This is a genomic window from Stenotrophomonas sp. 14P6.2.3 (assembly GCF_057799055.1).
This window is the reverse complement of record NZ_JBYOLA010000018.1, coordinates 36,065-48,996: the sequence shown is the minus strand read 5'-3', so window position 1 is coordinate 48,996 and position 12,932 is coordinate 36,065. Positions and strand designations below refer to the sequence as shown.

At 67.0% G+C, this 12,932-nt stretch carries 12 protein-coding genes and 1 riboswitch; of the genes, 6 read left to right on the top strand and 6 right to left on the bottom strand.

The features are described from left to right. Positions 1 to 81: 81 nt before the first annotated feature. Positions 82 to 1,101, top strand: coding sequence for a ribonucleotide-diphosphate reductase subunit beta (locus tag AC27VL_RS14475; protein WP_089241511.1), 1,020 nt, complete (start codon positions 82 to 84; stop codon positions 1,099 to 1,101). A 77-nt stretch (positions 1,102 to 1,178) separates the two neighbouring features. Here AC27VL_RS14475 and AC27VL_RS14470 read toward each other — a convergent pair whose 3' ends face one another. Next, positions 1,179 to 1,814: a LysE family translocator gene (locus AC27VL_RS14470; protein ID WP_100554417.1), complete on the bottom strand. Its 636-nt coding sequence runs from the start codon at positions 1,812 to 1,814 to the stop codon at positions 1,179 to 1,181. A 92-nt stretch (positions 1,815 to 1,906) separates the two neighbouring features. Between AC27VL_RS14470 and AC27VL_RS14465 the strand changes: the two genes are divergently transcribed. The 3 genes from AC27VL_RS14465 to AC27VL_RS14455 all read left to right on the top strand — a co-directional run bounded on the left by AC27VL_RS14465 (position 1,907) and on the right by AC27VL_RS14455 (position 4,385). After that, a complete protein-coding gene (locus AC27VL_RS14465; protein WP_089241503.1) occupies positions 1,907 to 2,317 on the top strand; it encodes an acyl-CoA thioesterase in 411 nt (136 codons plus the stop codon). Positions 2,318 to 2,360: 43 nt separating this feature from the next. Next, positions 2,361 to 3,167: an NAD-dependent protein deacetylase gene (locus tag AC27VL_RS14460; RefSeq protein WP_488767084.1), complete on the top strand. Its 807-nt coding sequence runs from the start codon at positions 2,361 to 2,363 to the stop codon at positions 3,165 to 3,167. A gap of 114 nt (positions 3,168 to 3,281) precedes the next feature. Continuing rightward, the gene (locus tag AC27VL_RS14455; RefSeq protein ID WP_191078470.1) at positions 3,282 to 4,385 is read left to right on the top strand and encodes an NADH:flavin oxidoreductase/NADH oxidase; all 1,104 of its coding nucleotides are present in this window, start codon (positions 3,282 to 3,284) and stop codon (positions 4,383 to 4,385) included. Between the two features lie 3 nt (positions 4,386 to 4,388). On the opposite strand, the gene AC27VL_RS14450 is transcribed toward AC27VL_RS14455, so the two are convergent. Next, positions 4,389 to 5,297 (bottom strand): LysR family transcriptional regulator, encoded by a 909-nt coding sequence (locus AC27VL_RS14450; protein ID WP_488767082.1) that lies wholly within the window; start codon positions 5,295 to 5,297, stop codon positions 4,389 to 4,391. A 113-nt stretch (positions 5,298 to 5,410) separates the two neighbouring features. On the opposite strand from AC27VL_RS14450, the gene purU reads away from it, so the two are divergent. Next, the gene (gene purU / locus AC27VL_RS14445) at positions 5,411 to 6,262 is read left to right on the top strand and encodes a formyltetrahydrofolate deformylase (RefSeq protein ID WP_488767080.1); all 852 of its coding nucleotides are present in this window, start codon (positions 5,411 to 5,413) and stop codon (positions 6,260 to 6,262) included. 87 nt (positions 6,263 to 6,349) lie between these two features. Here purU and pncA read toward each other — a convergent pair whose 3' ends face one another. From pncA to AC27VL_RS14425, 4 genes are all read right to left on the bottom strand, one after another. Next, complete coding sequence (pncA, locus tag AC27VL_RS14440) at positions 6,350 to 6,976, bottom strand: bifunctional nicotinamidase/pyrazinamidase (protein ID WP_488767078.1); 627 nt, start codon at positions 6,974 to 6,976, stop codon at positions 6,350 to 6,352. 57 nt (positions 6,977 to 7,033) lie between these two features. Beyond that, complete coding sequence (locus AC27VL_RS14435; protein WP_191078467.1) at positions 7,034 to 7,705, bottom strand: epoxyqueuosine reductase QueH; 672 nt, start codon at positions 7,703 to 7,705, stop codon at positions 7,034 to 7,036. Between the two features lie 141 nt (positions 7,706 to 7,846). After that, a riboswitch (cobalamin riboswitch) is annotated at positions 7,847 to 8,061 on the bottom strand. Positions 8,062 to 8,174: 113 nt separating this feature from the next. Beyond that, positions 8,175 to 9,584: a nicotinate phosphoribosyltransferase gene (locus AC27VL_RS14430; RefSeq protein WP_488767076.1), complete on the bottom strand. Its 1,410-nt coding sequence runs from the start codon at positions 9,582 to 9,584 to the stop codon at positions 8,175 to 8,177. 80 nt (positions 9,585 to 9,664) lie between these two features. After that, positions 9,665 to 10,714, bottom strand: coding sequence for a bifunctional nicotinamide-nucleotide adenylyltransferase/Nudix hydroxylase (locus AC27VL_RS14425; RefSeq protein ID WP_409349575.1), 1,050 nt, complete (start codon positions 10,712 to 10,714; stop codon positions 9,665 to 9,667). Between the two features lie 338 nt (positions 10,715 to 11,052). Between AC27VL_RS14425 and AC27VL_RS14420 the strand changes: the two genes are divergently transcribed. Further along, a complete protein-coding gene (locus tag AC27VL_RS14420) occupies positions 11,053 to 12,930 on the top strand; it encodes a patatin-like phospholipase family protein (protein ID WP_488767074.1) in 1,878 nt (625 codons plus the stop codon). Positions 12,931 to 12,932 lie beyond the last annotated feature (2 nt).

The following is a 12,932-nucleotide window of genomic DNA, read 5'->3' as shown; positions in this document are numbered from 1 at the left end:
GGCAACCCCGGCCGATGATCATCACCCACGGTAGCGCCGGGTCATGCCCGGCCGCTCACCCAGGAATTCAAGGAAACACCCATGGCCGACAAGCCCAAGCAGATGCTGCTCGATCCCGGTTTTGAACTGACCCTGCGCCCGATGCGCTACCCGCAGTTCTATGACATGTACCGGAACGCGATCAAGAACACCTGGACGGTGGAAGAGATCAACTTCCAGATCGACATCAGCGACCTGCACAGCAAGATGTCGCCGGGCGAGCGTCACCTGATCCACCGCCTGGTCGCGTTCTTCGCCACCGGCGATTCGATCGTGTCCAACAACCTGGTGCTGAACCTGTACCAGCACTTGAACGCGCCCGAAGCGCGCATGTACCTGTCGCGCCAGTTGTATGAAGAAGCGCTGCACGTGCAGTTCTACCTGACCCTGCTGGACAACTACCTGCCGGATCCGGACGAGCGCGTCAAAGCCTTCGCCGCGGTGGAGAACATCGACTCGATCAAGAAAAAGGCCGATTTCTGCTTCAAGTGGATCGACTCGATCCAGGACCTGAAGCGCATCGAGACCCGCGACGAGCGCCGCCAGTTCCTGCTCAACCAGATCTGTTTCGCTGCGTGCATCGAAGGCCTGTTCTTCTTCGCCGCGTTCGCCTACGTGTACTACTTCCGTTCGCGCGGCCTGCTCAACGGCCTGGCCTCGGGCACCAACTGGGTGTTCCGCGACGAAAGCGCGCACATGGAATTCGCCTTCGAGTGCGTGGACGTGATCCGCGAGGAAGAGCCGGATCTGTTCGACGACAAGATGAAGCAGGATGTCTACGACATGCTGGCCGAAGCCATCGAGTGTGAAGTGCAGTTCGCCGAGGACGTGCTGTCCGGTGGCGTGGCAGGCATTTCCACCCGTGACATGCGCCAGTACCTGCAGCACTGCGCCGACAACCATTTCCATCGCCTGGGCATGGAGCGCAAGTACAACGTGCGCAACCCGCTGAGCTTCATGGAACTGCAGGACGTGCAGGAACTGACCAACTTCTTCGAACGCCGCGCCTCGGCCTACCAGGTGGGCGTGAAGGGCGAAGTCGCCTTCGACATGAACTTCTGATCGAACCGGTCAGGACTGTCGCAACGAGAAACCCCGGCCAACGCCGGGGTTTTTCGTTTCCACGGCATGGCCTGGCGCTACCGCCGCCCATCCACCGCCATGCGCACGGCCAACCCGGCCAGCACCATGCCCATGAACCACCGCTGCACCGCCTGCCAGGTGGGACGCGCAGCCAGGAAGCCGGCAATGCTGCCGGCCATCATCGCGATGATGCCGTTCACGCTCACGCTGACCAGCAGCTGGGTGGAACCCAGCACCAGCGACTGCATCAACACGCCGCCTTCGCTGTCCGGGTGCAGGAACTGCGGCAGCAGGGACAGGTACATCACCGCCACCTTCGGATTCAGCACATTGGTCAGGAAGCCCATCGCAAACAGCTTGCGCGGGCCGTCCACCGGCAGGTCGCGCACCGCGAACGGCGAGCGGCCGCCCGGCTTCAACGCCTGCCAGGCCAGGTACAGCAGGTACAGCGCGCCGCCGATGCGCAGCGCGTCGTAGGCGAACGGCACGGTCATCAGCAGCGCGGTGATGCCCAGCGCCGCGCACAGCATGTAGAAAACGAAGCCCATCGCCACCCCGCCCAGCGAAATCAGCCCGGCCACGCGGCCCTGGCAGATCGAACGCGAGATCACGTAGATCATGTTCGGCCCAGGTGTCAGCACCATGGCCAGCGAGACAAGGGCGAAGGCCAGCAGGTCGGACGTGGCGGGCATGGTGGGTTCACGCAGTGGGGGTGCCGAAGTGTAGCGCCGCCTGCACGCCACCTGCCTTAAAATCCGTCTTACCCCACACCCGAACCGCCCCCATGACCCCCATTCCCGAGACCGTGCCGCCGACCGAAGTGCGCATGGCCGAAATCGTCTTCCCCAACCACACCAACCATATGGGCACCCTGTTCGGTGGCCAGGCACTGGCATGGATGGACAAGGCCGCCTTCCTGGCCGCCGCCCGCTACTCGCGCCGCACCGTGGTGACCGCGCGCAGCGACCAGGTCGATTTCAAGCTGCCGATCCGCATCGGCCAGATGGTGGAGACCATCGGCCGCATCGTCGAGGTCGGCCGCAGCTCGATGAAGGTCGAGGTGGAGCTGATTGCCGAGGACCTGCACAGCGGCGAGCGCAAGCTGTGCACCCGCGGCCACTTCGTGATGATCGCCCTGGGCGAGGATGGCCACCCGGTGACCGTGCCGCAGCTGCCCGGCGCGCCGGCGGCCTGAGCCCGTGCTTGCGGGGGCGCCCACGCGCCCCCATCTGGCTGCCATGACCCTGCCGCTCACCGACTTCATCGACCGCGCCCAACGCCTGTTCGTGCTGACCGGCGCCGGCTGCAGCACCGCTTCGGGCATTCCCGATTACCGCGATGCCGATGGCCAGTGGAAGCGCACGCCGCCGGTGACCTACCAGGCCTTCATGGGCGAGGCCGCCACCCGCCAGCGTTACTGGGCGCGCAGCCTGCTGGGCTGGCCGCGCTTCGACCAGGCCCGGCCCAACGGCACGCATCAGGCGCTGGCCGCACTGGAGGACAGCGGCAAGCTGCAGGTACTGCTGACCCAGAACGTGGATGGCCTGCACCAGCGTGCCGGCAGCCGCAACGTGATCGACCTGCACGGCCGCCTGGATCTGGTGCGCTGCATGGGCTGCGAACGTCGCAGCGAGCGTGAGGGCTTCCAGCAGCAGTTGCTGGACGCCAACCCCGGCTGGGAATCGCTGGAGGCCGGTATCGCGCCCGACGGCGACGCCGACCTGGAAACCGACTTCTCGACGTTCGCGGTGCCGGACTGCCCGCACTGCGGCGGCCTGCTGAAGCCGGACGTGGTGTTCTTCGGCGAAAACGTGCCGCGTGAGCGTGTGGATGCCGTGCACGACCACCTGCAGCAGGCGGATGCGGTGCTGGTGGTGGGCTCCTCGCTGATGGTCTATTCCGGCTTCCGCTTCGTGCAGGCCGCAGCCAAGGCTGGCCTGCCGGTGGCCGCGCTGAACCGTGGCCGCACCCGTGCCGACGACCTGCTGCAGTTCAAGGACGAGCGCGATTGCGCCGAGGCGCTGGCCGGCTGGACCACGCGCTGAGCCAAGCATGGGCTCGGCTGCGCCTTCCCACGAAACAGCGATCTACCCACACGGTTGATCTATCGGCCGTACAGCGGTGCAATACGTCCCCCCTTTGATACACCCCCCACTGCCGTGAGCCAGCTGTTTTCGCCGATCTCCTTCGGCCCCCTGACCCTGTCCAACCGCATCGTCGTCGCGCCGATGTGCCAGTACTCCGCCGAAGACGGCCGCGCCAGCGACTGGCACGCCATGCATCTGGGCAACCTGGCGCAGTCCGGTGCGGGCCTGCTGATCCTGGAGGCCACTGCGGTCGAAGCGCGCGGCCGCATCAGCTGGGCAGACCTGGGCCTGTGGGATGACGGCACCGAAGCGGCATTGGCGCAGGTGCTGGCCAGCGTTCGCCGCTGGTCGCCGATGCCGTTGGGTGTGCAGCTGGCCCATGCCGGCCGTAAGGCCTCTACGGCGCGCCCGTGGGATGGCGGTGGCCAGCTGCCGGCCGACGATGCGCGTGGTTGGGCCACGGTCGCACCGTCGCCGCTGCCGTTCCATGCCGCCGATCCGGCGCCGCAGGAACTGGACGAGGCCGGCATCGCCGAGATCGTTGCTGCCTTCGCCGCCAGCGCGGTGCGCGCCGAGCGCCTGGGCTTCGAGCTGATCGAGATCCATGCCGCGCACGGTTATCTGCTGCACCAGTTCCTGTCGCCGCTGAGCAACCGCCGCACCGATGGCTACGGCGGCTCGCTGCCGAACCGGCTGCGGATGCTGGTGGAAGTGTTCGACGCGGTGCGTGCCGCGGTGTCGGACAAGGTGGCCGTGGGCGTGCGCATCTCCGCCAGCGACTGGGTCGAGGGCGGCTGGGACATCGTGCAGAGCGAGGCGCTGGCACAGGTGCTGGACGCGCGTGGCTGCAATTTCCTGCACGTCTCCAGTGGCGGCCTGCACGAGCGCCAGAAGATCAGCGTCGGCCCGGGCTACCAGGTGCCGTTCGCGGCGGCGATCAAGGCCAAGAAGGTGCGCATGCCGGTGATCGCGGTAGGCATGATCACCGAGCCGGAGCAGGCCGAATCGATCCTGCGCCACAACCAGGCCGATGCCATCGCGCTGGCCCGCGGCATCCTGTACGACCCGCGTTGGCCGTGGCACGCCGCTGCTGCGCTGGGTGACAGCGTGGTGCCGGCGCCGCAGTACCTGCGCTGCGAGCCGCGCGACGCACGCGGCGTGTTCAGTCCGCGCTGAGCATTACACCTGCCAGGCCGGCGGCAGGCCGGCCTGCAGGTGCTCGAACAGCGCGCGGATCTTGGCGGTGAAATCGCGGCGGTCGCTGACGCAGAAATAGACCTCCATCGGCTCCGGCTTCCAGTCGGTAGCGGGCCCGAACACCGCCTGCAGTCGCCCGTCGCGCAGGTACGGTTCGGCCACGAACGCTGCCAGCCGGGTAATGCCCGCTCCGGCAGCGGCCAGTTCGGCCAGCGCATTGATGTCATCGCAGACCATGCTCGGCGGCAGTGCTGCGTCCACGCGTTGACCGTCTTTCAGCAGGCCCCAGCGTAGTGGTCGGCCATCGGTGGGGAAGCGGTGCAGCAGGCCGCGATGGGCGGCCAGCTGCGCCGGCTCCAGCGGCATGCCGTGTGCCTGCAGGTACGCAGGCGATGCGCAGAACACGAACGGAATACGTGCCAGAGGGCGCGCCACCAGCCCGTCCTCCAGCTGCGCGCCGATGCGGATGCTTGCATCCACCGCCTCGGCACCGTGCTGCACGGCGCGATCGGTCAGGCGCAGTTCCAGCTGCAACTGCGGGTAGCGCTGCTGCAGTGAGGGCAGCAGCGGTGCCAGCACGTGCCGGCCGAACGCGCTGCTGCTGGCGATGCGAAGGGGCCCGGCCGGTTCCACGTCGCCGGTGACCATGGCCTGCGCGCGTGCCAGATCCGCTTCGAGATGCCGCACCTGTGCCAGGTACACCGTGCCGGCCTCGCTCAGCGCCAGTTGGCGCGTACTCCGGTTCAGCAGGCGCACGCCCAGGTGGGCTTCCAGGCGGTTGATGTTCTGGCCCACGGCGGTGGCGCTGATGCCAAGGGTGCGTGCCGCAGCGGCAATGCTGCCGGTCTCTGCGGTGCGGGTGAAGCTGCGGATGAGCTGCAACAGGTTCATGACCGACCAGCTTGCCATGCGGAAGGCCAAGTATCGCTTGGGTCTGTACCAAGCAGTCGGTTGCATCGGTGACCATCGTCCACCGCGCAACGATGCTGCCCTACACTCGGGCAATGCGCCCCGATTCCATCCTCACCCTCTCCTGTCCCGACCGCACCGGCATCGTCTATCGCGTGTCGGGCCTGTTGTTCGACCACGGCTGCAATATCCTCGACGCCCAGCAGTTCGGCGATGAGGAGAGCGGTCGCTTCTTCCTGCGCGTGCACTTCGACCGCGATGCGGGCCTGCCGCTGGAGACCGTGCACAACGCGATGGCTGCACTGGCAGCGGACTTCGGCATGGACTGGCAACTGCATGACGGGCGCCATCGCCCACGGCTGCTGGTACTGGTCAGCAAGCAGGGCCATTGCCTGAACGACCTGCTGTTCCGTGCACACAGCGGCCAGCTGAAGGTGGACATCGCAGCGGTGGCCTCCAACCACGCGGACTTCGCAGCGCTGGCGGCGTCCTACCAGGTGCCGTTCCACCACTTGCCGGTGAACGCCGACACGCGCGCGGGGCAGGAACAGCAGATCATCGATCTGGTCGAGCGCGAGCGCATCGATCTGGTGGTGCTGGCGCGCTACATGCAGATTCTCTCGCCCATGCTGTGCCGTGCGCTGGCGGGCAGGGCAATCAACATCCACCACAGCTTCCTGCCCAGCTTCAAGGGCGCGCAGCCGTACCACCAGGCGCACGCGCGCGGGGTCAAGATCATCGGCGCCACCGCGCACTACGTCACCGAAGACCTGGACGAAGGTCCGATCATCGAACAGGACGTGGCCCGCGTGGACCACGCGATGACTCCCCGCGAGCTGGTGCGGCTGGGCAGCGATACCGAATCGCAGGTGCTGGCGCGGGCGGTACGCCGGCACGTGGAGCACCGCATCCTGCTCAACGGGCACCGCACGGTGGTGTTCAGGTAACGGCCGCGTCGCCCGCTCGCCGGGCATGGCCCGGCGCTACCAGGATCGGACGACGGGTAGCGCCGGGCCATGCCCGGCGGAAGCGCGTCAGGCGATCGCAATCCTCGCTTTCGCCAGGGCCTCGCGCACCATGCCGTCGTTGGCATCGGTCACCGGGCGGGTCAGCTCCCACAGGAACTTCACCCGGAAGCCGGACTTCACCGCGTCCTGCGCGCTCCACAGCACACAGTAATCGCGCGCCAACCCGCACACGTGCACCTCGCGGATCCCTCGTTCGTGCAGCCAGCCGGCCAGTCCGGTCGCCGGGCGCGTGCCGTCGGGGCCGTGGTTTTCGCGGAAGGCGCTGTACGAATCCACCTGCTGGCGCGTGCCTTTGCGCAGGATCAGGTCGGCCACGGTCCAGTCCACTCCCGGGTGCAGTGCGGCGCCCGCGCTGCCCTGCACGCAGTGGTCCGGCCACAGCGTCTGCGGCTGCGCGTGCAGCAGGATGGCTTCAAAAGGCAGATGCCCCGGATGCTGGCTGGCAAACGAGGCATGGTCGGCCGGGTGCCAGTCCTGGGTTGCGACCACGGTGCGGTAGCGGCGCTCGGCCAGCAGTGCCGTGATCGGCGCCACCAGCGCATCGCCCTCTTCGCAGGCGAGGGCGCCACCGGGCATGAAGTCCGGCTGCAGGTCGATCACCAGCAGGGCGACGTCAGCGGGCAGGGCGGTCATGGCAGGTCCGGCACAACGGGAGAGGGGCGACCAGCGTGGCCGCCCCTCGCGCGCACGTCAATCGCCGCTGGCGGCGTCGTTGTCCTGCCCGTAATACAGCAAGCCGATCTTGATGCGCTCGCGGCCGTTCTCGCGCCGGTGGCGGTTGGCATCGCGCAGCGAATATACGCAGCCACAGTATTCCTGCTGGTAGAACTGCTCGCGTTTGCTGATCTCGACCATGCGGCTGGCACCACCACCCTTGCGCCAGTTGTAGTCCCAGTACTGCAGGCCTTCGTAGTGCGAGGCGGCGCGCACGCCGCAGTCGTTGATCTGCGCCATGTTCTTCCAGCGCGAGATGCCCAGCGAGGAGCTGATGGTGTCGTAGCCGTGTTCGTGTGCGTACAGCGCGGTGCGCTCGAAACGCATGTCGAAGCACATCGTGCAGCGGATGCCGCGCTCGGGTTCATTCTCCATGCCACGCGCACGGCTGAACCAGTTGTCGGTGTCGTAGTCGCAGTCGATGAAGGGAATGCCGTGCTGTTCGGCGAAGCGGATGTTCTCCTGCTTGCGCAGCTCGTATTCCTTCACCGGGTGAATGTTGGGGTTGTAGAAGAAGATCGCGTAGTCGATCCCGGAGGCGGTGATCGCCTCCATCACTTCGCCCGAGCACGGCGCGCAGCACGAATGCAGCAACAGGCGCTGGCCGTCGTCGGGAAGGGTCAGGGTGGGGCGTTGGAGCTCGGTCATCGTCGGGTGCGTCTGGGCGTGGGCAACGGGTCTGGCCGGAAACCGTGAACAGGACGCGCGCGGCCACGCCGCCTGCACGCGCAGGACGACGACGGCCCCGGCAACCTCCCCGCGGAGATTCCAGGTCGAGTCAGGGGACAGTCGAGTCCCCCGGCCGGGGCCGGTATTCGGGCTGATGGACACGGGCCGCAGCCCACCTACTACCTGCCGCTTCCCAGGCGCGAGCCCAGTGCTGTTGGCAGGATTCGTTTCCATTCACCGCTGCGGGGCAGCTCCGGAATGGGCGCGCGAGGCGCCTTCACCGGATTCCCGTTTAAATCCCTGTCGTCATCCAGACCACGGCAGGGATACCTTCGGCGCGCTCACGGTGGACGTGTTGACGGCGCCGGTCAAGGCCCAGGGGTCGGATCCCGTTGCCCGCAACGGGCTCTGACCCCCAGCTGGATCCACGCCATGCGCGGATGGATCCTCAATGCTGGGCAGCGGCCCGCGCGCGGATGTCATCCAGCCGCTGGTCATGCAGCAGGCGGCCGTTCTCCCACACGGTCACCATCGCATCCTCGAAGCCGGCGGGAAGGGTGTCATCGCCATCGGCCGGCAGCGGCAGCGTGTGCAGGCTGCCGTCGTCCAGGCGGCGCAGCAGGCGCATACGGCCGCGCTTGCTGGCCTTGCCGGCATCGGTGACCGGATTCTTGTAAACGTCGATCCAGTCACCGTCCACCCGCGCTGCCGAACACTTCAGCGCGAACTTCTGGGTATCGCGGTCCAGCCGCTGCAGCAGCGCGCCGCCCATGCCGAAGGCCACGTTGTCAGTCGAGTAGCCATCATCGGTGGTGCGCTGCAGGATCGCGCGGATCGTATCCGGGTTGATGCCATCGCCCTGGATGACGCGGACATGGTTGAGCACCTTGTAGCCCTTGCCGTTGATCGTGTGACCGAACGCGGCATCCAACCGCAGCAGACTCTCGGCGACCACCTCGACCGGGTCGCCAGAATCCGGGCGGATGACCAGGGTGGCGCCGGAAGCGATCACTTCCTCGCGCAGGGTGGTACCCCAGTGTTCGCTGATGGCACGGTAGATGTCATAGCTGTCCGACACCACCGCTACGATCGCACCGGGCGTGCCGAACTGGCGCAGCATGTTGCGGTACGCATCCACTTCGCGCTCGCGGCCCCAGCTGGTGATGGTGCTGTGCTCGGCGGCCGGAATCGAATAGCCCGCCATCGGCGCGTGGTAGTGCGCACGTGCAAGGCACAGCGCCGACACCGTATCGGTGCCGAGGAAGTTGACCAGGTGCGCGGCACCGCCAAGTGCGGCAGATTCCAGGCTGGAGACGCCGCGTGCGCCGAAGTCGTGCAGCTTGAACGGCAGCTGCCCCTGCGGGTCATCGCTGGTCTGCTGCAGGAAGCCGGCGATGGTCTGCCGCGCATGCCAGCTGATGGTCGCCACGGTGACCGGGTACCACACGCGCAGCAGCAGGGTTTCCAGGTAGGACGGCACCCAGAAGGCGGCGGGGTCGGTCGACTCGATGGTCATCAGTGCCTGGTGCGTGGGCACCACGCTGCCTTCGGGTACGGCGCGGATGCGTACCGGCAGATGGCCGCCGAGACGGTCGACGATATCGTGCCAGCCGGCTTCGTTGAACGGTTCGCCATGCGCGGCGAACAGCGCTGCGGCGTCATCGATGTCGGCGTGGGTGACGGGCCGTGCCAGGGCATCCTTGAGGATCGCCTGCAGGCCGAAGAACACCGTGCGATCGTGCAGGCCGCCGCGTGATTCCACGTAGAAGAACGTGGCGTCGGTACCCGGCGGGTACTGCAGCCAGTGGCTGGCCTTGTAGCTGTCGGTGTTGAGGAGAAGGTTATCGAGGTAATGCATGACGGAAGCTCCTTCGCGTCGAGTGGCACCGGCGGTCTGTCCGCCGGTGGGGAAAACGGGTTCTGCAGGGCCCGGTCGGATCAGCCCCGGCCCAGGAAGTACTCCAGGATGTGCAGGTGGTCTTCAAACAGCTGCGGGCCCATGTCCAGCGCCTCGCTGACCGGAATCCAGCGCGCCTTGTCGGCGTCGTCGCCACCGCGCACCGCCGGCAGTTCGCCAGCGGGGAATTCGAAGTGGAAGGCATGGGTGATGGTGCGGCCGCGCTGGCTGCGCTCGGGGTGGTCGAACACCTGCTGGCCCTTCAGCGAGCCTTTCAGCACCGGCAGTGGAATCTTCAGCCGGGTTTCCTCGCGCAGTTCGCGCAGGCAGCTGTCGAGCAGGCTCTGTTCCTGGCCGACGAAGCCGCCGGGCAGCGCCCACAGGCCCTTGCCCGGTGCCGAACGACGGCGGACCAGCAGTACGTGGCCCGAGTGCACCACCACCGCATCGGTGGTGACGAAGGTAGGCGCATATGGCGCATCCTTCCAGGCGGCCTTGTACTGCTCGATGAAACGGTACTCGGCCACCAGCTGCGCGTAGGCCGGTGAGCTTCTGCGGAACGCCTCGAGCATCTCGTACACCGGTGCCGGCACATTACCGCGCAGCATAAGCAGTGCACCGTGGAAATCCACGTCGCCGGCTTCGAACAGGTAACGACGCAGCTCGGTGGCCGACAAGGTAGCAGTGTGCTGCACGTCGACCAGCGGCCATTGCGGGAACTCCCGCAGGTAGTAGCTGGAAGCATCCTTGTCCATGCCGATCAGGCCGACCTTCGCATCGGGTGCGGCACCATCGTTGCGCAGGGCTTCGGCCACATGACGCTGCACGCTGGCGATCCACTGGGCTTCGTTGTACAGGTGGTCACGCAGTGGCTGGATCAGCAGGCGATCGGCGTTGCCATCGAGGGCGGCCTGGATCATCACGGCGCGTTCGGCCACGGTCCAGGGATTGCGCAGGCTGCGGGGGGTATCGGCAGAGCCGACCAGGAAGATCAGCTTGCGGGCCCTGCTCAGGGCAAGGCGGGCAACGGCGGCATGGCCGTTGTGGAAGGGCTCGAAACGCCCGATGAAGACGAGATAGTCGAATTCCATGAGAATCCCTCATGTCGTTGTGGCAGCGAAGGGTCTGTCCCTTGGCTTGCTGCAGATGCTACGCCTTCGGTGCCGCCGGTCAAGTATCCGCCAGTGGTGCCAGACAGCTGCCAGCACGGTGTGGTGGCTGCCTGCCGGCCACGTGCCTGCACAACTGCGGCGGTGGTCTCAGGCGGTGAGAGGGCTCCACGTCATACTGCATTCCTGGCGTTGGATGGGAGCCTTTCACACGTTCCCGTGCCCCGCGCCCAAGCGCTATGGCAATGACAGGCAGGTCTCACCGGTCCAGGGATGGCAGTACGCGCTGCGGCGCGCCGTTGGCAAGCGGAGGAAGGGTAGTGGCAGACAAGTACTGCGATCTGGTCATGAAAGGCGGCATCACCAGCGGCATCGTGTATCCCAACGCGGTGCTCGCACTGGCCCGCGAATACCGTTTCAAGAGCATCGGCGGCACCTCGGCCGGTGCGATCGCCGCTGCCGTGGCGGCCGCTGCGGCATACGGCGACCGCCGCCAGCAACTGGGCGAACACCTGCCGGGCGATGCGGGATATGGCGGCCTGTCGGCGGTGTCGGCACAGCTGTCGCGGCGTGGATTCATCTACAGCCTGTTCCAACCCGCCGCTGGCGCGCGCGCAGCGTATCGGCTGCTGGTGGTGCTGACCGGCAACGCCGGCTGGCCGCGCAAGCTGCTGTGCCTGGCTATCGCGGTGTTCCAGATCGCGCCGCTGGAAGTGCTGGTGTCGCTGGCACTGTTGCTCGGCCTGGGCTGGTGGGGCGGTGGCTGGAGCGGCGTGGCGGCGACCCTGCTGCCGTCGCTGTTGTGTGCCTATGGTGCAGGTGTAGCCGGGGCGGCGCTGCGCGTGGCACGGGTGGCGCGGCGCAACCTGCTGGGCCTGTGCAGTGGACTGAGCCGGGACACAGGCACGCCGGCGCTGACCGAGTGGCTGCATGAAAGCCTGCAGCAGTTGTCAGGCAAACCGATGGATGCACCGCTGACCTTCGCCGATCTGCACGACGCGCCGCGTTATGCGGGCGAGCCGGACAGCCCGCATGCGATCACGCTGCAGATGATCACCACCTGCGTGTCGCACAATGAACCGCGTACCTTGCCGCTGGGCGGCGCGCAGTTCTGGTTCCTGCGCGAGGAATTCGAGCAGCTGTTCCCGGCCAGCGTGGTGCAGTGGATGGTCGACCGCGCCGGCCCACCGCGTGAAGTTGAAGGCCGCAACTACTACCATCTGCCGCAGGGCGCGTCGCTGCCGGTACTGGTGGCCACGCGCATGAGCCTCAGCTTCCCGCTGCTGATCAGCGCGGTGCCGCTGCATGAGCCCTCGCGTCGCGAGCGTCGCTGCGAGCCGACATCGACGGCTGGAGGCGAGGCCGGGCACAACGTGGCCGACAGCATGGAAGGCCTGACCAGCGCAGGCCAGGCCTGTGGTCCGGTGATCACCGCGTTCCGGGTGTGCTGGTTCTCCGATGGCGGCATCAGCAGCAACTTCCCGATCCACCTGTTCGATGCGGCGCTGCCGCGCTGGCCGACCTTCGCCATCAACCTGGTTTACCCGCAACGCCCCGAGCCGGTGGTGCGCGAGAGCGACAGCCGCCAGGTGCTGGAACGCTCGGTGTTCCTGCCCACGGAGAACCGCCATGGATGGCAGCGGCACTACCAGTCCATTGCCACGCCGTTGGCGGCCGGCGAACTGGGCCGCTTCCTGTTTGCGGTGGTGGCCACCATGCAGAACTGGCGCGACCTGCTGCAGGCGCGCGCGCCCGGCTATCGCGACCGCATCGTGCATGTGAGCCTGCAGGGCGACGAGGGCGGCATGAACCTGGACATGCCACAGGAGGTGCTGACCCGCATCGCCGACAAGGGCAGCCTGGCCGGCGCACGCTTCTGTTCGTTCTCGTTCGAGAACCATTACTGGATCCGTTGGCGCAACCTGGCCTCGGCCTACCAGCGCTACACGCTGGAGATTTCGCGCACCGACGATCCGGCGCAGCAGGTGCTGGCCTATCGCGCGGCCTATGCGATGGTGGCCACCGGCGCGCCGCCGCCGCCCTCCTACAAGTTGGGCTCGGAAGACAAGCGGTTGGCGTCGCAGCAGCTGTGGGGGTTGATGGTGGAGCAGGGACGCAGTTGGGATGACCTCGGTCCCGACCTCACCGACGGCTCGCCACGGCCGTTGCCGCAGATGAAGGTGACGCCGATCTATTGAGT